At 72.1% G+C, this 20,075-nt stretch carries 18 protein-coding genes; 1 reads left to right on the top strand and 17 read right to left on the bottom strand.

Features of this window, described 5'->3' with window-relative positions; translation table 11 throughout:
• The 17 genes from ACILSK_RS24745 to ACILSK_RS24665 form a co-directional block, all read right to left on the bottom strand.
• A partial coding sequence (locus ACILSK_RS24745) for a DNA-3-methyladenine glycosylase (protein WP_395729851.1) occupies positions 1 to 629 on the bottom strand: 629 nt, incomplete at its 3' end.
• A 191-nt stretch (positions 630 to 820) separates the two neighbouring features.
• Entirely contained in the window at positions 821 to 2,254 is a 1,434-nt protein-coding gene (gene argH / locus ACILSK_RS24740) for an argininosuccinate lyase (protein ID WP_395729850.1), read from the bottom strand.
• 195 nt (positions 2,255 to 2,449) lie between these two features.
• The gene (gene argG, locus ACILSK_RS24735; protein ID WP_395729849.1) at positions 2,450 to 3,883 is read right to left on the bottom strand and encodes an argininosuccinate synthase; all 1,434 of its coding nucleotides are present in this window, start codon (positions 3,881 to 3,883) and stop codon (positions 2,450 to 2,452) included.
• A 53-nt stretch (positions 3,884 to 3,936) separates the two neighbouring features.
• Entirely contained in the window at positions 3,937 to 4,425 is a 489-nt protein-coding gene (locus tag ACILSK_RS24730) for an arginine repressor (RefSeq protein ID WP_395729848.1), read from the bottom strand.
• Positions 4,426 to 4,445: 20 nt separating this feature from the next.
• A complete protein-coding gene (gene argF / locus ACILSK_RS24725; protein ID WP_395729847.1) occupies positions 4,446 to 5,378 on the bottom strand; it encodes an ornithine carbamoyltransferase in 933 nt (310 codons plus the stop codon).
• Complete coding sequence (locus ACILSK_RS24720; protein ID WP_395729846.1) at positions 5,375 to 6,565, bottom strand: acetylornithine transaminase; 1,191 nt, start codon at positions 6,563 to 6,565, stop codon at positions 5,375 to 5,377. Before ACILSK_RS24720 ends, argF begins: the two co-directional genes overlap by 4 nt.
• Positions 6,562 to 7,569 (bottom strand): acetylglutamate kinase, encoded by a 1,008-nt coding sequence (gene argB, locus ACILSK_RS24715; RefSeq protein WP_395729845.1) that lies wholly within the window; start codon positions 7,567 to 7,569, stop codon positions 6,562 to 6,564. Before argB ends, ACILSK_RS24720 begins: the two co-directional genes overlap by 4 nt.
• A complete protein-coding gene (gene argJ, locus ACILSK_RS24710) occupies positions 7,566 to 8,738 on the bottom strand; it encodes a bifunctional glutamate N-acetyltransferase/amino-acid acetyltransferase ArgJ (protein ID WP_395729844.1) in 1,173 nt (390 codons plus the stop codon). Before argJ ends, argB begins: the two co-directional genes overlap by 4 nt.
• On the bottom strand, positions 8,735 to 9,766 hold the full coding sequence (argC, locus tag ACILSK_RS24705; protein ID WP_395729843.1) for an N-acetyl-gamma-glutamyl-phosphate reductase: 1,032 nt from the start codon (positions 9,764 to 9,766) through the stop codon (positions 8,735 to 8,737). The genes argJ and argC overlap by 4 nt, the downstream gene beginning before the upstream one ends.
• Positions 9,767 to 9,927: 161 nt before the next feature.
• Positions 9,928 to 10,326 (bottom strand): VOC family protein, encoded by a 399-nt coding sequence (locus ACILSK_RS24700; protein ID WP_395729842.1) that lies wholly within the window; start codon positions 10,324 to 10,326, stop codon positions 9,928 to 9,930.
• Between the two features lie 199 nt (positions 10,327 to 10,525).
• A complete protein-coding gene (locus tag ACILSK_RS24695; RefSeq protein ID WP_395729841.1) occupies positions 10,526 to 11,662 on the bottom strand; it encodes an alkaline phosphatase family protein in 1,137 nt (378 codons plus the stop codon).
• Between the two features lie 161 nt (positions 11,663 to 11,823).
• Complete coding sequence (locus tag ACILSK_RS24690; RefSeq protein WP_395729840.1) at positions 11,824 to 12,414, bottom strand: DUF5998 family protein; 591 nt, start codon at positions 12,412 to 12,414, stop codon at positions 11,824 to 11,826.
• A gap of 190 nt (positions 12,415 to 12,604) precedes the next feature.
• On the bottom strand, positions 12,605 to 12,952 hold the full coding sequence (locus ACILSK_RS24685; protein WP_395729853.1) for a protein-tyrosine phosphatase family protein: 348 nt from the start codon (positions 12,950 to 12,952) through the stop codon (positions 12,605 to 12,607).
• 47 nt (positions 12,953 to 12,999) lie between these two features.
• Complete coding sequence (gene pheT / locus ACILSK_RS24680; protein WP_395729839.1) at positions 13,000 to 15,588, bottom strand: phenylalanine--tRNA ligase subunit beta; 2,589 nt, start codon at positions 15,586 to 15,588, stop codon at positions 13,000 to 13,002.
• 4 nt (positions 15,589 to 15,592) lie between these two features.
• Positions 15,593 to 16,675 (bottom strand): phenylalanine--tRNA ligase subunit alpha, encoded by a 1,083-nt coding sequence (pheS, locus tag ACILSK_RS24675; protein ID WP_395729838.1) that lies wholly within the window; start codon positions 16,673 to 16,675, stop codon positions 15,593 to 15,595.
• Positions 16,676 to 16,933: 258 nt separating this feature from the next.
• Positions 16,934 to 17,326 (bottom strand): WhiB family transcriptional regulator, encoded by a 393-nt coding sequence (locus ACILSK_RS24670; protein ID WP_395729837.1) that lies wholly within the window; start codon positions 17,324 to 17,326, stop codon positions 16,934 to 16,936.
• Between the two features lie 137 nt (positions 17,327 to 17,463).
• Positions 17,464 to 19,233, bottom strand: a complete 1,770-nt coding sequence (locus tag ACILSK_RS24665) for an NAD-dependent malic enzyme (protein WP_395729852.1) — start codon at positions 19,231 to 19,233, stop codon at positions 17,464 to 17,466.
• Between the two features lie 192 nt (positions 19,234 to 19,425).
• Between ACILSK_RS24665 and ACILSK_RS24660 the strand changes: the two genes are divergently transcribed.
• Positions 19,426 to 19,986 carry a type II toxin-antitoxin system PemK/MazF family toxin gene (locus ACILSK_RS24660; RefSeq protein WP_395729836.1) on the top strand — a complete coding sequence of 187 codons (561 nt, stop codon included), beginning with the start codon at positions 19,426 to 19,428 and terminating at the stop codon, positions 19,984 to 19,986.
• Positions 19,987 to 20,075: the final 89 nt, after the last annotated feature.

The following is a 20,075-nucleotide window of genomic DNA, read 5'->3' as shown; positions in this document are numbered from 1 at the left end:
CGCGAACGGGTCGCCCGAGTGCCCCGTCGATAGGCGCTCACGGTCGGGTTCCCGACCTCGACGAAGCGCCATGGCTCCTCCGCCGCGACCGACACCCCCACCCGTGGGCCGTGCGCGACGGACACCGGCGGTCGGGTTCCGGCCCGCAGCTCCAGCATCGCGTCGGGGTCGAGCAGATCCGTACCGCTGTCCGGTCCGCGCACGCCGAGAACCGCGGCCAGACCGGCCGGGCCGCGGGCCAGGTCGGCGTCCCGACGGGCAGTGGGCCGCCGTTCCCGGGCCTGCGACAGACCCCGGATCACCTCGCCGCCGCGCAGGAGCACCGCCGATGCGGTCCCGTCGGGACCGGTCACCACGTTGGCGCACCAATGCATGCCGTAGACGAAGTACACGTACAGGTGACCGGGCGGCCCGTACATGACTTCCGAGCGGGCGGTCCGGCGGTAGGCGTGCGACGCCGGGTCCAGCGGTCCGGCGTACGCCTCGACCTCGGTGAGCCGGACGGCGATCGGACCGTCCGCGGTGTGGCGCACGACCACCCGGCCCAGCAGGTCCGGGGCGACGGTCAGCACGTCCCGGGCGAAGAAGCTTCGCCGCAACGCCCGACCGAGTCCCTGCACGCCGGTCATGCTGCCAGTCCGCACCGCCCGGGTGCCGTGCCGATCCGACCACCGGCGCCCGACGTCGCGCCGGCGCCGCGACCATCACGCCCGGTCGACGGGGCGCGACGATCACCCGAGCGGCGCGACGTCCGGTGGGCCGAGCCGGATCAGGGGCCGAGCCGGATCAGGGGCCGAGCCGGATCAGGGGCCGAGCCGGATCAGTGGCCCAACCACGTCCGATCGGTGGCGATCGTGTCCCGCAGGGCCTCGATCTGCTCGGCCACCCGCACCGGGGCGGTGCCGCCGACGGCGTCCCGGGAGGCCAGCGAGCCGTCGACGGTGAGCACCTCACGGACCGCCGGCGTCAGCGCCGGGTTGATCTGCGCGAGTTCGTCGTCGGTGAGGTCGACCAGGTCCTTGTCGCCGGCCTCGGCGACGGCCACACACCGGCCGGCCGCCTCGTGCGCCACCCGGAACGGCACCCCCTGCCGCACCAGCCATTCGGCCACGTCGGTGGCCAGCGAGAAACCGGCCGGCGCCATGGCCGCCATCCGGTCCGGCCGGAACTCCAGGGTGGCCGTCATGCCGACCACGGCCGGCAGCAGCAGCTCCAGCTGGTCGACCGAGTCGATCAGCGGCTCCTTGTCCTCCTGCAGGTCCCGGTTGTAGGCCAGCGGCAGCGCCTTGAGCGTGGCCAGCAGCCCGGTGAGGTTGCCGATGAGCCGGCCGGCCTTGCCGCGGGCGAGCTCGGCGATGTCCGGGTTCTTCTTCTGCGGCATGATCGACGACCCGGTCGCGAACGCGTCATGCAGGCGGGCGTAGCCGAACTCCGCGGTGGTGAAGACGATGACCTCCTCGGCCCACCGCGACACGTTCACCGCGATCGTGGCCAGTACGAACGCCAGCTCGGCGGCAAAATCGCGGGCCGAGGTGGCGTCCATCGAGTTCTGCGCCGGCGCGTCGAACCCGAGCTCCGCGGCGATCGCAGCCGGGTCCAGACCCAGCGACGACCCGGCCAGTGCCCCCGAGCCGTACGGGGACACCGCGGCGCGGCGGTCCCAGTCGCGGATCCGGTCCACGTCCCGGGCCAGCGCCTGGGCGTGCGCGGCCAGGTGATGGGCGAGCAACACCGGCTGGGCATGCTGGAAGTGCGTCCGCCCGGGCATCGCCGCCCCCGGATGCTGCTCGGCCTGGTCCAGCAGGGCGTCCTGCAGATCGGTGACCAGCCGGCCGATCCGCCGGGCGTGATCGCGCAGGTACATCCGGTACAGGGTGGCCACCTGGTCGTTGCGGGACCGGCCGGCCCGCAGCTTGCCACCCAGGTCCTGACCGGCCCGGTCCAACAGGCCCCGCTCCAGCGCGGTGTGCACGTCTTCGTCGGCCGGGTCCGGCCGGAACGCAGCGGAGGCCACGTCGGCGGCCAGTTCGTCGAGGGCGGCCAGCATGTCCGACAGCTCCTCCGCCGACAGCAGCCCGGCGCGGTGCAGCACCCGGGCGTGCGCCCGCGAGCCGGCGATGTCGTAGGGCGCGAGCACCCAGTCGAAGTGGGTGCTCAGACTCAGCGCGGCCATCTCCGGGGACGGTCCGGAAGCGAACCGGCCACCCCACAGGCCGCCTGACGACGCGCCGGCCCCCGGCGCGGCGCCGGTCATCGCGCACCCCCGGCCCGGCAGGTGGCCCGGGCACGACGACTCGCCGGAAACGCACCTTCCCCGGCCCCGCGAACCTGCAGATGTGGCGAGTCGGCGGGGGTGGGGGTACGGCGGGTGGGGGTACGGCGGGTGAGGGTGGGAGTGGTGCGGGTAGGGGTGGGGGTGGGAGAAGGAACGTGGACGGGGGCGGGCATGTCAGTCCGTCCCGGCGTCCATGGCCGCGCTGTCGCTGGCCTGTTCGATCGCGTGGCTCTGCTCGGGGTGCTCGTCGGCCGCGGCGGGCAGGCTGGCGATGGCCCCGGCCTGTCCCGGCCGCAGGGTGCCGACCAGGGTCTGCTCGGTGTCGAGCTGGCCCAGCGCGGCGTAGAGCTCGAGCTTGGACCGGGTGTCGGCGATGTCCAGGTTGCGCATGGTCAGCTGGCCGATCCGGTCGGCCGGTCCGAACGCGGCCTCGGAGACCCGCTCCATCGACAGCTTGTCCGGGTGGTAGGACAGCTCGGGCCCGGTGGTGTCCAGGATCGTGTAGTCGTTGCCCCGGCGCAGCCGCAGCGTGACGGTGCCGGTGATCGCCGAGCCGATCCAGCGCTGCAGCGATTCGCGCAGCATCAGGCCCTGCGGGTCGAGCCAGCGCCCCTCGTACAGCAGCCGGCCCAGCCGCCGGCCCTGGTCGTGGTAGGTCGCGACGGTGTCCTCGTTGTGGATCGCGTTGACCAGCCGCTCGTAGGCGATGAACAGCAGGGCCATGCCCGGCGCCTCGTAGATGCCGCGGGACTTGGCCTCGATGATCCGGTTCTCGATCTGGTCGCTCATGCCCAGGCCGTGCCGGCCGCCGATCGCATTGGCCTCCAGCACCAGGTCCACCGGGTCCAGATCCACGCCGTTGACGGCGACCGGCCGGCCCCGCTCGAAGGCGATCGTGACGTCCTCGGTGGCGATCGCGACGGACTCGTCCCAGTACCGCACACCCATGATCGGCTGCACGATCTCGACCGAGGCGTCCAGGTGCTCCAGCCGCTTGGCCTCGTGGGTGGCCCCCCAGATGTTGGCGTCGGTCGAGTACGCCTTCTCCACCGACGCGCGGTACGGCAGGTCGCGGGCCAGCAGCCACTCGCTCATCTCGGTCCGGCCGCCCAGTTCGGCGACGAACGTGGTGTCCAGCCAGGGCTTGTAGATCCGCAGCCGCGGGTTGGCCAGCAGCCCGTAGCGGTAGAACCGCTCGATGTCGTTGCCCTTGTAGGTCGAGCCGTCGCCCCAGATGTCGACTTCGTCGTCGGCCATCGCCCGGACCAGCAGCGTGCCGGTGACCGCGCGGCCCAGCGGCGTGGTGTTGAAGTAGGTCAGCCCGGCCGAGCGAATGTGAAACGCGCCGCAGGCCAGGGCGACGAAGCCCTCCTCCACCAGCCCGGCGCGGCAGTCGACGATGCGGGCGATCTCGGCGCCGTACTCGATGGCGCGGCCCGGCACGCCGGACAGGTCCGGCTCGTCGGCCTGGCCGAGGTCGGCGGTGTAGGCGCAGGGCACCGCGCCGTTCTCGCGCATCCAGGCCACGGCCACCGAGGTGTCCAGCCCTCCCGAGAACGCGATGCCGACCTTCTGGCCCTGGGGCAGGGATTCAAGAACCTTGGACACGAGCAGGAAGCCTATCTGTGCGGGTGACGGTGGTCGTGCGGGTGGGACCGCGGTCAGGTGTCGCCGGCGGCGAGACCGGCGAGCAGCCGGCCGACTTCCAGGCCGGTGCGGCCGTCGCGGGCGACGACCAGGATGGTGTCGTCACCGGCGATGGTGCCGACGATGTCGGCCAGGCTGGCCCGGTCGATCGCCGAGGCCAGGTACTGCGCGGCGCCCGGCGGGGTGCGCAGCACTGCCAGGTTGGCCGATCCGTCGAAGGACAGCAGCAGCTCACCCAGCAGCCGGGCGAGCCGGTCGGTGCCGCCCTCCATCGGGCGCGGGCTGCCGTCCTCGGGGATCCGGTAGACCGGCGGCCCGCCGTCCACCCCGCGCAGCTTCAGTGCACCGAGTTCCTCCAGGTCCCGGGACAGGGTGGCCTGGGTGACGGTCACCCCGGACGCGGACAGCAGCGCCATCAGCTCGGTCTGCGAACGCACCGGGTGGTCCCGGATGAGCTCGGTAATCCGGCCGTGCCGGGCCGCCTTCGTCGCCAGGGGATTCACGGGTCCGCCGGCCGGTCCGGTCAGCGGGGGCCGAGCAGGAAGGCCATCAGCGCCTTTTGTGCGTGCAGCCGGTTCTCGGCCTCGTCCCACACCGCGGACGCCGGCCCGTCGATCACCTCGTCGGTGATCTCGAAACCACGGTGGGCCGGCAGGCAGTGCAGCACGATCGCGTCCTGGTTCGCCCGGCCGAGCAGCTCCCGGTTGATCTGGTACGGCCGGAACGGCCCGACCCGGTCCAGGCCGTCGTTCTCCTGGCCCATCGACACCCAGGTGTCCGTGACCAGCACGTCGGCACCGTCGACGGCGGCCTGTGGATCGGTGACCAGCTCCACCCCGCCGCCGGTCTGCGCGGCCCGCTGCGCGGCGGCATCGACGAACTGCGGGTGCGGGTTGAAGCCTTCCGGCGCGGCGACCCGGACCGTCATGCCGGCATTGGCGCCGCCGAGCATCAGCGAGTGGGCCATGTTGTTGGCGCCGTCGCCGAGGTAGGTCATGGTCAAACCCGCGAGTCCGCCTTTCCGCTCGCGGACGGTCTGCAGGTCGGCCAGCACCTGGCAGGGGTGGAACTCGTCGGTCAACGCGTTGATCACCGGCACGCTGGAGACCCCGGCCAGCGCGTTGATCCGGCCCTGCGCGAAGGTGCGGATGGCGACGGCGTCGACGAACCGGGACAGCACCCGGGAAGTGTCCTCGATCGTCTCCTCCCGGCCGAGCTGGCTGGTGCGGCCGTCCACGATCACCGGCTGGGCGCCGAGCTGGGCGATGCCGACCTCGAAGGACAGCCGGGTCCGGGTCGAGTTCTTCTCGAACACGACGGCGACGGCCTTGCCGGCCAGCGGGGTGTACCCGGTGCGGTCCTTCTTGAAGGTGTCGGCGGTGTCCAGGATCTGGATCAGCTCGGCCGGGGTGATGTCGTCGTCCCGCAGGAAGTGCCGGACGGGCGCGGTGGTCATTTCTTCTCCTCGGTGGCGGTGTCCAGGATCGTGGGCAGGGCGGCGACGAACGAGTCGGCCTGCTCGGTGGTCAGGATGAGCGGCGGGGCGAGCCGGATCACGTCCGGCGCGGGGGCGTTGACGATAAACCCGAGGTCCCGGGCCGCGTTCGCCGTGGCGGCCGAGATCGGGTCGGTCAGCACGATGCCGAGCAACAGGCCCTGGCCGCGGACCTTCCGGATCCGCGGATCGTCGAGATCCTCGACGGCGGTGGCGATGTGCTTGCCCAGGGTCGCGACATGATCGAGCAGGCCATCGGTCTCGATGGTCCGCAGGACGGCCAGGGCGGCGGCCGCGCACACCGGGTTACCGGCGAAGGTGCTGCCGTGCTGGCCCGGCTGCAGGAGCTCCGCGGCCCGTCCGTAGCCGATGGCGGCGCCGATCGGCAGGCCGCCGCCCAGCCCCTTGGCCAGCGTCACGATGTCCGGGGTGATGCCGAAACGCTGGTGCGCCAGCCAGGTTCCGGTGCGGCCGATCCCGGTCTGCACCTCGTCCAGGACGAGCAGCGCGCCCCGCTCGGCGGTGATCTTCCGGGCGGCGACGAGGTAGCCGTCGGGGGCGGGGACGACGCCGGCCTCGCCCAGGATCGGCTCCAGGAACACCGCGGCGGTGTCCTGGTCGACCGCGGCGTCCAGCGCCGCGATGTCCCCGTAGGGCACGAACGCGGCGCCCGGCGGCATCGGTTCGAACGGCGCCCGTTTGGCCGGCTGCCCGGTGATGGACAGCGCGCCCATCGTGCGGCCGTGGAACGCGCCGTCGGCGGCGACGATGGTCGGCCGTCCGGTCAGCCGGGCCATCTTGAACGCGGCCTCGTTGGCCTCGGCGCCGGAGTTGGCGAAGATGACCCGCCCGGACTCGCCGGCCCCGCTGATGTCCTGCAGCTTCTCGGCCAAATTCAACACAGCGGGGTGGGTGAAGAAGTTGCTGACGTGGCCCAGGGTGGCGACCTGCTCGCTGACCGCCTGCACGATCGCCGGGTGTGCGTGGCCCAGCGCGTTCACCGCGATCCCGCCGAGCAGGTCCAGGTACTCGTTCCCATCGGCGTCGACGACGACGGCGCCGTGCCCGCTGACCAGCTCGACCGGCGGCGTGCCGAAGTTGTTCATCAACGCGTGTTGCCACCGGGCGGCGGCCTTCTCGTTGCTCATTGCGGGCTCATCTCGGGTGCTCCGGGCGCGGGTTCCAGGTGCGGCAGCACCATCGTCCCGACGCCCTCGGTGGTGACGATCTCCAACAGGACCGCGTGCGGGACGCGGCCGTCGATGACGTGGGCGGCAGCCACTCCTCCGCGTACCGCGCGCAGGCAGCCCTCCATCTTGGGCACCATGCCCGCCTCCAGCCGGGGCAGCAGCTCCGCCAGCGCGTCGGCGCCGATCCTGGACAGCAGCGAGTTCCGGTCCGGCCAGTTGGCGTAGACCCCCTCGACATCGGTCAGCATGACCAGCTTCGCCGCGTCCAGCGCGATGGCCAGCGCGGCGGCGGCGGTGTCGGCGTTGACGTTGTGCACCACGCCGTCCGCGTCCGGCGCGACCGTCGAGACGACCGGGATGCGGCCGGCGTCGACCAGATCCAGCACGGCGTCCGGGTTGACCGCGACCACGTCGCCAACCAGGCCGACATCGGTCTCGACGCCGTCGACCAGCACGCTGCGCCGGGCCGCGGTGAACAGGTTGGCATCCTCGCCGGACATGCCGACGGCCAGCGGGCCGTGCGAGTTGATCAGGTTGACCAGCTCCCGGCCGACCTGACCGACCAGCACCATCCGCACGATGTCCATGGTCTCCGGGGTGGTGACCCGGAAACCGCCCTTGAACTCGCCGGGGACGCCGAGCCGGGTGAGCATCGCGCTGATCTGGGGGCCGCCGCCGTGCACGACCACCGGGCGCAGGCCGACGGTGCGCAGGAACACCATGTCGGCGGCGAAGGCCTGCTTGAGTCCCTCGTCGGTCATCGCGTTGCCGCCGTACTTGACCACGACGATCTGCCCGGCGAACCGGCGCAGCCAGGGCAGGGCGTCGGCCAGCACCTCGGCGCGCTGCCGGGCGGTCTCGAGCTGGGACAGCTCGCGCGGCTCGAGCTCGTCACTGCTCGCCGCAGGGGCCTGACCCGGCTCCGCCGGGACTGTCAGCTTGTCCGATGCCGGGCCGGTCATGTCGAGTACGCCGAATTCTCGTGCACGTAGGCGTGCGACAGGTCGTTGGTCAGGATGGTCGCGGTCTCGGTACCGGCGTGCAGGTCGATGATCACGTGCGCCTGCCGGCCGGTCAGGTCGACCAGGTCGCGGTCGTCGCCGACGCCGCCGGCCCGGCAGATCTGCACCCCGTTGAGGGCGACGTCGATCAGGTCGGCGTCGAACTCGACGTGCGGGCCGGCGGTGCCGACCGCGGCGAGAATCCGCCCCCAGTTGGGGTCCTGGCCGAAGAACGCGGTCTTGACCAGGTTGTTGCGGGCGACCAGGCGGCCGACCTCGACCGCGTCGTCCTCGGTGGCGGCGCCGCGCACCTCGATCCGGATCTCCTTGGTGGCGCCCTCGGCATCGGCCAGCAGCTGCTCGGCCAGGTCGGTACAGGCCCGGGTGACCGCGGCGGTCAACTGCTCCGGGCTGGGCTCGGTGCCCGACGCGCCGGAGGCCAGCAGCAGCACGGTGTCGTTGGTGGACATCGCGCCGTCGGAATCGAGCCGGTCGAAGCTCACCCGGGTCGCCGCGCGCAGGGCGGTGTCCAGGGCGGCGCCGTCGGCCACCGCGTCGGTGGTCAGCACGACCAGCATGGTGGCCAGGCCCGGGGCCAGCATGCCGGCGCCCTTGGCCATCCCACCGACGGTGAACCCCGGGCCCGGCACCACGACGGTCTTCGGCACGGTGTCGGTCGTCATGATGGCGACGGCGGCCTGCTGGCCACCGTCCCCGGACAGCGCCCGATGGGCCTCGCCGACGCCGGCCAGCACCAGGTCCATCGGCAGCCGCATCCCGATCAGCCCGGTCGAGGCGACGGCGACCCGGCTCGCCGGCAGGCTCAGCACCGACCCGACGTGCTCGGCGGTGCGGACGGTGTCCTGGTAGCCCGCCGGCCCGGTGCACGCGTTGGCGCCGCCGGAGTTCAGGATCACCGCCGCGAGCTGCGTACCGGGCCCCTGGTCGGCCGTGAACAACGCCTCACACCAGCGGACCGGCGCCGCCTTGACCCGGTTGGACGTGAACACGCCGGCCGCGTCGAAGCGCGGACCGTCATTGACGACGAGCGCGACGTCCGGTGTGCCGGACGCCTTGAGACCGGCGGTCACTCCGGCGGCCCGGAACCCCTGCGGGCTCGTACAGCTCATGGCGCAACTCCTACGGTGGGCAGGCCCGTCGTCTCCGGCAGGCCGAGCGCGAGGTTGAGGCACTGCACGGCGGCGCCGGCAGTGCCCTTGGTCAGGTTGTCCAGGGCGGCGATGACGATGACACGACCGGCGTCGGCGTCCACCGCGACCTGCAGGAGGACGGTGTTCGCGCCGAGTGTCGACGCGGTGCTCGGCCACTGCCCCTCCGGCAGCACCCGGACGAACGGCTCGTCGCCGTAGGCCTTCTCGTAGGCGGCCCGGACGTCGGCCACGGTGACGTCGGGGTTGGCGACGGGGGCGCTCACGGTGGACAGGATGCCGCGGGGCATCGGCACCAGCAGCGGGGTGAACGAGACGGTGACCGGCTGCCCGGAGGCCTTGCTGAAGTTCTGGATCATCTCCGGGGTGTGCCGATGGACGCCTCCGACCCCGTAGGCGCAGACCGCGCCCATTACTTCGGAGCCGATCAGGTTCGTCTTGGGCGCCTTGCCGGCTCCGGACGTCCCGGACGCGGCAACGACCACCACCTCCGGCCGGACCAGGCCGGCCGTCAGCGCCGGCACCATGGCCAGGGACGCGCCGGTGGGGTAGCAACCAGGAACGGCGACCCGCTGCGCGCCGCGCAATCGCTCGCGGTGGCCGGGGAGTTCGGGGATGCCGTAGGGCCAGGTGCCGGGGTGCTCACCGCCGTAGAACTGCGCCCAGGCGGCCGGGTCCTCCAGCCGGTGGTCGGCCCCGCAGTCGATGACGATCGTGTCCGCGCCCAACTGGGCCGCCACCTCGTGCGACTGCCCGTGTGGCAGGGCCAGGATCACCGCATCGTGGCCCTTGAGGACCTCGACGGTGGTCGGCTCCAGCAAGCGGTCGGCCAGCGGCAGCAGGTGCGGCTGGTGCATGCCGACGGTGTCGCCGGCATTGCTGTGGGCAGTCACCGCGCCAATGCTGATCTGCGGATGGGCCAGCAGCAGGCGCAGGGCCTCGCCGCCCGCATATCCACTGGCTCCGGCCACCGCCACCCGGTACGTCATGGTTTCCTCCTTCGGAAGCGCTGACCATACAGCACTCCGCATAGTCATGCACCCTTGCCGCGCGGATCATCTCCGCCGGCGCGGCTCATCTGCTCGACTCCTGTCCCACCCTGCACATTCGGGGTGACTTCATCCGCGCGGCGATTCGGGCCGGCGGTCGCTCAGGGCGCGAGGGTTCGGGTGTCCCGGCGTAGCGGATGGTCCGCCGGCACCTGCACCAGGACGATCGGGGTACCGTCCGGATCGGCGATCCACGCCTCGATCAACCCCCAGAACTCCTGCCGGGGCGGCCGGACGATCGGCACCCCGCGGCCGGCCAGCCGATCCACCTCGGCCTGCACGTCACGCACCTGCAGCCAGATCGCCGTGCCGGCGCGGGCCGGATCGTCGAGCCGGCCGGAGATCTCGATCAGCGTGGGGCCCGCGAAGAACACCATCCCGGGCGCGTCCGGCGACCCGAACTCGCGGGCGACCGCCAGGCCGAGGTCGTCCCGGTAGAACCGCTGGGTGACGGCCGGGACCTGCGGGCGCAGGATGATCCGGCTCGCGAGGACGTCCATGGCGCTGATCGTGCCGTATCGGGCGGCAGCTCACTGTGCACCCGCCGCGGGAGCAGGGCCGGCGGATCGCACCGACGTGCCGACTTCCGCCCCGTTTCGGGCCCGGAAACGGGCCGAGACTGGCACGTCGGCGCGGGTTGTGGTGCCGGGTCGGGGTTCGTGGAGCCGGGCGGGGATTCGCGGCGCCGACCAGGCCGCCTCAGACCACGTGCACCAGCAGCGGCACCAGCTGCTCGTCCGCGGTGAGCGATCCGTGCTGGCCGATCAGCGACAGCACGTGGGGGCGGGCGGTCCGCGAGTCGATCAGCGTGAACGGTTCGCGGCCGGCGACGACGACATCACCGATCCGGCCCCGCACCCGCTCGTCGACGGGGCCGAACCAACCCTGGTCGATCGCCGCCGCCCGGGTGCGCACGAACGCCCGCTCGCCGACCCAGTGCGCCACGTGCCGCGCCAGGTCGGCGACGGCCTCCGGCGCGGTGCCGGGTTCGCAGTAGAGCTGGGCGAACCGTCCCTCACCGCCGAGCACCCGGAACCGGGACCACAGGCCGGGGCGGATGGCCAGGTCGAGCCGGTCGAGGGGCGGGACGTCGATCATGCCGTGGTCGGCCGTCACCACCAGCAGCGTTCCGGCCGGGAGCCGGCCGGCCAGCCGGGCCATCTGCCGATCCACCCCCCGTACGGCCCGCCGCCACTGGGAAGAGCGCCAGCCGTACGCATGCCCGACGGCGTCGATGTCGGCCCAGTACAGGTAGACCAGGCCCGGCCCGGCCAGCCGGTCGACGGCCGCGTCGACCCGCTCGGGCAGGCGGTTCACACCGATGAAAGACGCGCCCCGGAGCGCGGCCATGGTCAGCCCGGACCCGAGGAACTCGGGGTTGCCGATCTGCGTCACCGGCACCCCCCGCTCGGCCAGCCGTTGGAACACCGTCGGGTGGGGTTGCCAGGCCAACGGGTCGGTGTCGGGGTGCCAGCGCAGTTGGTTGAGCAGTTCGCCTCGATCCGGGTCCATCACCTCGTAGCCGAGCAGCCCGTGCCGGCCGGGCGGCAGGCCGGTGCCGAACGATGCCATCGACGTCGCCGTCGTACTCGGGCAGCCGGCGACGAGGGCCTGGCTCTCCTTCAGTAACGACCCCAGGAACGGCGCGCAGCGGCTCCGCTCCAGCAGCTGCCGGTGGCCCAGGCCGTCCAGCAGCACCACACACACCCGCTGCGCGGCGGGCAGGGACACCGCGGGTCCGCCCAGGTCGTGCCCGAGCGAGACGGCGACGCCGGGCAACAGAGCGCCCAGTGCGGTGTTGTCGTAGCGCGGGATCAGCCAGTCGACTCTCGTCATGGGCCGTCCGGTCGGGTGGGGACAGCTGCGCGGATGAAGTGGCCCCGGATGTGACGGGTGGGACGGAAGTCGTCGATTTCAGCCGCGCCGGCGCAGTTGATCCGCGCGGGGAAGGGGCGCGCGGGTTCCGGGGGCACGGGAGAGGGTGGCCGGGCGGGCGGTCAGTGGCGGATCGCGGCGGCCGCGGTCATCGCGGAGAGTGCCTTGGCGAACGCGATGCCGTCACGCAGCGCCCCCTCACCCTCGGCGTCGGCGCTGATCCGCAGCGACAGGTCGTCGGCGGTGATGCTGCCGGTCATCCCGTGGTCGGCCTCGCAGTTGGGGTCGCCGCAGGTGGCGGGCTCCAGATCGACCCGGGACACCGCACCCCAGCCGATGGTCACGGTCAGCTCCCGGCCGAGTTTGCCCCGCCGGTACCGCTCGGGCTTGGGCACCACGTGGGTGACCATGACCGACCGCACCGAGGCCAGCGGGACCGATTCGCTGGTGGCGATGCCGTGGGCCTCGTCGCCGTGTTCCTCGTCCGGGCTGTGGTCGTCGGCGTGGACGAAGATCAGCCGGCCCTGGGTGAGCACGACGACCGACAGGTGCCGCCGGATGGTGTCGAGGTCGAACGTCGTCTCACCGTGCACCAGGTGCGCGAGCACCTGCTCGCCGGCCAGCGCGACGTCCAGGACGTCGGCCACCAGGTCCGGATAGTAGCCAGCCTTCTCGATCTTGCGGGACAGGTCGGCAGGTTGGGTCAACGGCATGCGCCCATGGTGGCACTTCGCGGAGCCTGTTCACGAACCGGACTCGCGATCTGTGGACAGCCGGGAGCGTTGTCCACAGATCGCGCCGCTCGTCCACCCGACCCCGGAACTCCATCCCAAGCTCGATCGACCGAGGGCGATCGTCCCGAGGGCGGCGCCCGCAGCGGTCGGTCCACCCGCCGATACCCGGCTACGGCGACAGCGAGCGGACCCAACGCTTCTGCCCGAGCGTCTCGACCGCCCGACGGTGGTACACCCGGCGAACCCACGGCACCGCCGCCGCCGGGTCCATCCCGTCGAGCACGGCGAGCGCGGCCAACGCTGTGCCGGTGCGGCCCCGGCCGCCGCGGCAGGCCACTTCCACCCGGTCCCCGGCCCGCGCGCGGCGCAACGCCTCGCGCAGCGCCGCGATCGCGTCGGCCCGGTCGGCCGGTACCCGGAAATCGGGCCAGTCGATCCGCCGGACCTCCCAGTTCGGCAGCGGACCGTCGGCCAACGCGAGCAGCAGGTCGGCCGGCTCGTCCGGCAGGTCGGCCATCCGCCGGCCGCGCACCCGCGCACCGGAGGGCAGCTCGACCCAACCGGTCACCGCAGGGTCGCGCCGAACCGGTCGGCGGCCGCCGCGACGGCCCGGTCCCGCACCTGCGTGGCCTCGGCGGCGGTGAGGGTCCGGTCGGGCGCCCGCACGATCATCGCGAAGGCCAGGGACCGGGACCCGTCGGCGACCTGATCACCGGAGTAGACGTCGAACAGCCGCAGCGACTCGAGCAGCTCGCCGCCGCCGTCCCGCAGGGCCGCGGCCACATCGGCGGCCGGCGCCGAGTCCGGCACCACCAGGGCGACGTCCAGGTTGACCGGCGGGAACGCACTGATCGCCGGCGCGGTGGGGGTCTGCCGGGCCGGCAGGCCGTCCAGGTTGAGCTCGAGCGCGGCGGTCCGCGGCGGCAGACCGAGCCGTTCCACCACCTTGGGGGCCAACTCGCCGGCGTATCCGATCGGCCAGTCCCCGACCCGGATGCTCGCGCACCGACCCGGATGCCACGGAGCCTGTTCGGCCGCCACCACCCGGATCTGCACGCCCGCGGTGGCGGCGATCCGCCGGGCCAGCTCGACCGCGTCGGCCCAGCCGGCCGGACGACCCGTCCCCCACCAGCCGGCGCGTTCCCGGGCCCCGGCGAGCACGGCGGCGACGTGCAGCGGCTGGTTCGGCAGCGCCGCGTCGAGCACCGCCAATGCCGTGCCGTCCGGCCGGCGGTCGACCCCGACGACGGGGGCGACCGGGGCATTGCGGCGGGGCAGGAAGACCGAGCCGATCTCGAACACCGACAGATCCTTCGCCCCCCGGGACAGGTTGCGCAGCACCGTGTCCAACAGCCCGGTCAGCAGCGTGGTGCGCATCGCCGGCCGGTCGGCGTCCAACGGGTTGGCGACCTGGATCAGCAGGCGCCGGGCATCGTCGGCCGGCAGATCCAGCCGGTCCAACTCGGCCGCGCTCTGGAATGGGAAGGACAGCACCTCGGTCAACCCGGCCGAGGTGAGGTCGGCCGCGACCAGCCGCTCCCGGCGCTGCGCCGGGGTCAGGCCGGTACCGGCCGGCGCGACGGGCAGCACCGACGGGATGCTGTCGAAACCTTCCAGTCGGGCCACCTCCTCGACCAGGTCGGCGGGCCGGGTGAGGTCGGGCCGCCAGGTCGGCGGGCGTACCGGGATCGGATCGGCCTCGCCGTCCCCGCCCTCGACCGCACAGCCGACCTGCTCCAGCCGGCGCACGATCACGCCGCGCTCGTACGGTCGCCCGGTCAGCCGTTCCGGTTCGCCGGTCGGCAGGTCGACGGTGGCCCGCGGCACCGGTTCGCCCCAGACATCCGACCGGCCGGCCACCACGCCGCCGCCGTAGCGGACGAGCAGCTCGGCCGCGCGCTGCGCGGCGACGGCGGCGATCGCCGGGTCGACGGCCCGCTCGAACCGGCGGGCGGCCTCGCTGGGCAGCCGGTGCCGGCGGACGGTCCGCATGATCACCGGCGGGTCCCAGTAGGCGCCCTCGATGATGACGTTCGTGGTGCCGTCGGAGATCTCGGTCGATTCGCCGCCCATCACACCGGCCATCGAAATGGCGCCGGACTCGTCGGCGACGACGAGGTCGTCGGCGACCAGGGTGCGCTTGGTCCCGTCCAGGGTGACCAGCTTCTCCCCCTCGACGGCGCGCCGCACGGTGATCGGCCCGGCAAGCTTGTCCGCGTCGAAGGCGTGCAACGGCTGACCCAGTTCGACCATCACGTAGTTCGTGACGTCGACGGCCAGCGAGATCGCCCGGATTCCGGCGGCGGTCAGCCGTCGCCGCATCCAGTAGGGGCTCGGTGCGGTCGGGTCGATGCCTCGCACCCGGACGGTCGCGAACCGGCCGCAGCCGATCGGGTCGGCAATCGTCACCGGCCACCCGTCGGCGACCGGGTCGGGCAGGTCCCGCAGCCCGGGGTCGGTGAACGCAAGGTCGTAGGCGGCGGCCAGTTCCCGGGCCAACCCACGAACGGACAGCGCGTAGCCGCGGTCCGGGGTGATGGCCAGCTCGATGACGACGTCGTCGGACCCGATGACCGGCCGCGCATCGGCGCCCGGGGCGGGCATCGCCTCGTCCGGCCCGGTCGCGCCTTGCCCGGCCGCCTCACCGGACGCGGCCGCACCGGAAGCCGCCGCACCGTCGGCGGCCGCACCCGCGGTCGCGGTCGCGGTCGCGAGGACCAGGATGCCGTCGTGCTCGGAGCCGAGACCCAGTTCCCGGTTGGAGCAGATCATTCCGTCCGAGAGGTGCCCGTACGTCTGGCGGGAGGCGATCTGGAAGCCGCCGGGCAACGTCGTTCCCGGCAGGGCCACCACGACCGCGTCACCCACGGCGAAGTTCGTCGCCCCACAGATGATGCCGCGCGGCGCGTCCGAGCCGTCCGGCCCGTTGCCCGGCCCGACGTCGACCTGGCAGAACCGGATCGGCTTCTTCAGGCCGGTCAGTTCCTCGATCTCGAGCACCCGGCCGATCACCAGGGCCCCGGTGGTCGGCGGCACGGTGTGCAGGTCCTCGACCTCGAACCCGATGCGGACCAACGTGTCGGCCACCTGGTCGGCGCGAGCGCCGGCCGGCAGCGCGAGGGCATCCCGGAGCCACTCCAGAGATAGGCGCATGACCTCAGACCTCCCAGCCGAACGCGGCGGTGAACCGGACGTCACCCTCGACGAGGTCACGCATGTCCGGGATCTGGTTGCGGAACTGCAAGGTGCGTTCGATGCCCATGCCGAAGGCGAAGCCGCTCCACTCCGACGGGTCCAACCCGCACGCGATCAACACGTTCGGATCGACCATCCCGCAGCCGCCCCACTCGACCCAGCCCGGGCCGCCCTTCTTGTCCGGGAAGTACACGTCCATCTCGGCGCTCGGCTCGGTGAACGGGAAGAACGACGGCCGCAGCCGGGTCCGCGACTCCGGGCCGAACACCGCCCGGGCGAAGTGGTCCAGGGTGCCCTTCAGGTGCGCCATCGACAGGTGCCGGTCGATGGCCAGACCCTCCACCTGGTGGAACACCGGGGTGTGGGTGGCGTCCAGCTCGTCCGACCGGTAGACCCGTCCCGGGCAGACCACGTAGATCGGCGGCTCGCGATCGAGCATGCTGCGGACCTGCACGGGCGAGGTATGAGTGCGCAGCACCAGCCCCGGGTTGCCGGCGATGTAGAAGGAGTCCTGCATGGCCCGGGCCGGATGATCCTTCGGGAAGTTCAGCGCGTCGAAGTTGAACCACTCCGCCTCGAGCTCCGGGCCGGTGGCCACCTCCCAGCCCATGGCCACGAAGATGTCCTCGATCCGGGCCATCACCGTCGAGATCGGGTGCCGCGACCCGGCCGGCTCCCGGTCGTAGGGCAGGGTGACGTCGACGGCCTCCTCCCGCAGGACCCGGGCGTCCCGCTGCGCCACCAGCTCGGCCTCGCGGGCGGCGATCGCCTTGTTCACCTGAGCCCGGCTCTGCCCGATCAACCGTCCGGGGGCGGCCCGTTCGGTCTTGGGCAGGTCGGCCAGGGCCCGGTTGGTCAACGCGAGCGGGCTGCGATCCCCGGCATGGGCCAGCCGGACCGTCTTGAGCGCGTCCAGGTCCTCGGCGGCGGCGATCGCCGCCAACGCCGCGGCCACCGCCTGTGCGATACCGGTCTCGTCGGTCGGCGCGGGCGGGTTCGACGAGGGCGGGGTCGGCGCGGTCGAACTGGGTGGCGCGGTGGTCATGCGAAACCTTCCGGGCGGGAGCACTGCGGGCGGAGCCGATTGCGACGGCGCGCCGCAACCAGCAGGGAGTCTAGGTCGACTCGGGCGTCGTCATCGCCGATCACCGGCGACGACGAACCGTTGTCGCGGCACGTCGATCGACGCACCGGCGGGGGCCGCCCGGCCCGGAAGGAGTGACGTCAGCTGCACGCCCCGGGCACGGGCCCGGGAAATCGTCCCGCGGTGGCGGGGCGGACAGCTGCGGTCGTCATATTGCGATCATCCCACGGGCCCGACCCCGGGGCCAATCGATTCGAGGGACCCTCCGACCGCCACCGGCCGGACGGTCGGTGGCCGTCGGGCCGTTGGTGCGGACCGGACGGCCGGGTACCGCAGGGACTGTACGCCGAGCCGTTCGGCCCGTTCGTCCTCCGACAGCCCACCCCAGACGCCATACGGCTCACGGGTTTCCAGGGCGTGATCGAGGCACTGCCGGACGACCGGGCACGCCTTGCAGACCGCCTTGGCGGCATCGATCCGCTTGCGGCGACCCTTGGCCCGCTCCTGCGGCGGGTGGAAGAACGCGTCGCTGTCCATCCCCCGGCAGGCGCCGGCGGTCTGCCAATCCCAGTTGGCGATGATGGGCAGGGGAAGTCGCTGGGTGTCGGCCATGACAACCGTTTCTCCTCGAGTGGCGCTGTCGAGTGGGTTCGAAGGGCGGGACCTGTCAAAGGACTAGAGCCTGTCTCCCAATAGCGGGAGACTGGCTCTCGGTATCGGATGGCGCCTCACGACGACGTCGGAGGCGACTAGCCGCCGACGATCTCGATCCGCGGGTACTCGGGCTGCCACATCGCGTCGTACACCTGCTGGATCGGGTTGGTCAGCTCGACCCGGGCCAACCCCTCCTCGTCGGCCACCCTGGCCACCGCGATCGCCACCGCCGCCGACGCCGTCCGCAACGCCGTCATCGGCGGCAGCAGGCTGGCCCCCGGCCGACCCGCATCCGACATCGCCGCCACCGCATCCGCCGCCGCCGCGATCATCCGATCGGTGATCCGCTCCATCGCCGCCACCGCATCCGCCGCCGCCGCGATCATCCGATCGGTGATCCGCTCCGCCTTCGTCACCGCAACCCCCAACCCCAGGCCCGGGAACACCAACGCATTGTTCGACTGCGCGATCTGATAACTCACACCCTTGTACGGCACCGGCGCGAACGGGCTACCCGTCGCCGTCAACACCTTCCCATCCGTCCAATGGATCAGATCGTGCGGCAACGCCTCCGCCTTACTCGTCGGATTCGACAACGGCAAAATAATCGGCCGCTCCGTGTACGACGCCATCTCCCGCACGATCGACTCCGTGAACGCCCCCGCCTGCGTCGACGTCCCGATCAGGATCGTCGGCTTCGCCCGCGTCACCACCGCCGCCAGGGAAATCCCACCCGGTCCGCCCGGCCAGTTCGCCACCTCGGCCCGCGACCGCGCATACGGCACCTGAAAATCCAGCAGCGTCGGATCGTCCCCGACCAGCAACCCCTGCTTGGCCAACGCGTAGAACCGGCCCGTCGCCTCGTCCGGCGACAACCCCTCCCGGACCATCTGATCCCGCAACATGTCCGCGATCCCCAGGCCGGCGGTGCCGGCCCCATGGATCACGATCGTCTGATCCCGCAACCGCGACCCCGCCGCCCGCACCGCCGAGAAGATCGCCGCCAACACCACCGCCGCGGTGCCCTGCATGTCGTCATTGAACGTACAGACCTGGTCGTAGTACTTGTTCAGGATCCGACGGGCGTTCGTCGTGCCGAAATCCTCCCAATGCAACATCGCGTTCGGGAACAACTTGCTGCACGCACTCACATACGCGTCGATCAACTCGTCATACCGATGATCCCGGATCCGCGCATGCCGCTCCCCGATATACATCGGATCGTTCAACAACTTCAGATTGTCCGTCCCGGTGTCCAACACCACCGGCAACACCCGCCGCGGATGGATCCCCGCCGCCGCCGTATACACCGACAACTTCCCGATCGAGATCTCGATCCCGCCGATCCCCTGATCCCCGATCCCCAGGATCCCCTCCGAATCCGTCGCCACCAACAGATCCACATCATCCGGACCCAGACCCGTGTTCCGCAACGCCGTCTCGACCTGATCCGGATGATCCACCGACAAGAACACCCCCCGGCTCCGCCGGAACTCATGACTGAACCGCTGGATCGCCTCACCCACCGTCGGCGTGTACACCACCGGCAACATCTCCGGCAGCCGCTCCGAGAGCAACCGGTAGAACAACACCTCGTTCCGATCCCGCAGATTCGCCAAATACACCCACTTCGCCAGATCCGTCGGCTGCTGCTGATACTGCGCCCACACCCGCCGCGTCTGCCCCTCCAACGTCGTCACCCCGGTCGGCAACAACCCCGTCAACCCCAACTGCTCACGCTCAACCAACGTGAACGCAGTGCCCTTGTTGATCGTCGGCGACGACAACACCGCCCGACCCCGGGCAGCCACCCGGGCCACCACGTCTCCAGGTCCATGGACGAGCTCGTACGGGGCGACAGCCATTGTCTTCATGCCTCTCGTTCGGTGGGCTCGGTGCGAGCCCGACACTTCTCCGGCGGTGGGGCCCAAGCATCCCGCCGACCCGCGGTCGGGTCACGGATAAGTTCATAAAACACATGTGAGTCATGGCCCCGTCGGGAATCCTGCTCGTCCCGCGCCCGACCGTCGCGCGCAGGGCTTCGGTAGGTTGCCGTCATGTCGTTTCTGAGCCGGTTCACCGACGCGATCCGGGCGGTGCTGGCGCCCTCGAAGGCGCCGGCCCGACACACCGGTCCGACCCGGCCGGGCTCCGCGCCGCCCCGGCCGGGCTCCGCGCCGTCGGGAACCACCCCGGCGTCGCCGGGTCAGTCCGGATCGTCGGCCACCGTCGAGGTCGACCCCCGACGGGTCGGGAAGGTCCGGATGACGTACTCGCCGGCCCGGGACGGCGCCCCCGACCCCGGCGAGGTCGTGTGGACCTGGGTGCCGTTCGAGGAGCGGGACGGCCGCGGCAAGGACCGGCCGGTGCTGGTGGTCGCCGCCGAGCCCGCCGGCACCTTTCTCGCCGTGCAGCTGACCTCGAAGGAGCATCAGGGGGCCGACTTCGTCCCCATCGGGTCCGGCAACTGGGACTCGTCCGGCCGGCCGTCGTGGGTGAACGTGGACCGGGTCTTCCGGGTGCACGCGGCCGGCATGCGCCGGGAGACCGCCGGTCTGCCGAAAGCGAGCTACACGGCGGTGGCCACCCGGCTCCGGCAACGCTACGGCTGGGGCTGACCCGCGTCGTCCGGGACTCGGCCCGGGGCTGATCGGCTGGTCGACTCGCCTCATCCGCAGGTTCGGAATCGATTCCGAACCTGCGGATG

The organism is Nakamurella sp. (assembly GCF_044224575.1).
Classification (GTDB): domain Bacteria; phylum Actinomycetota; class Actinomycetes; order Mycobacteriales; family Nakamurellaceae; genus Nakamurella.
Note: the sequence above shows the minus strand (reverse complement) of the source record. Positions and strands in the feature narration are given on the sequence as shown.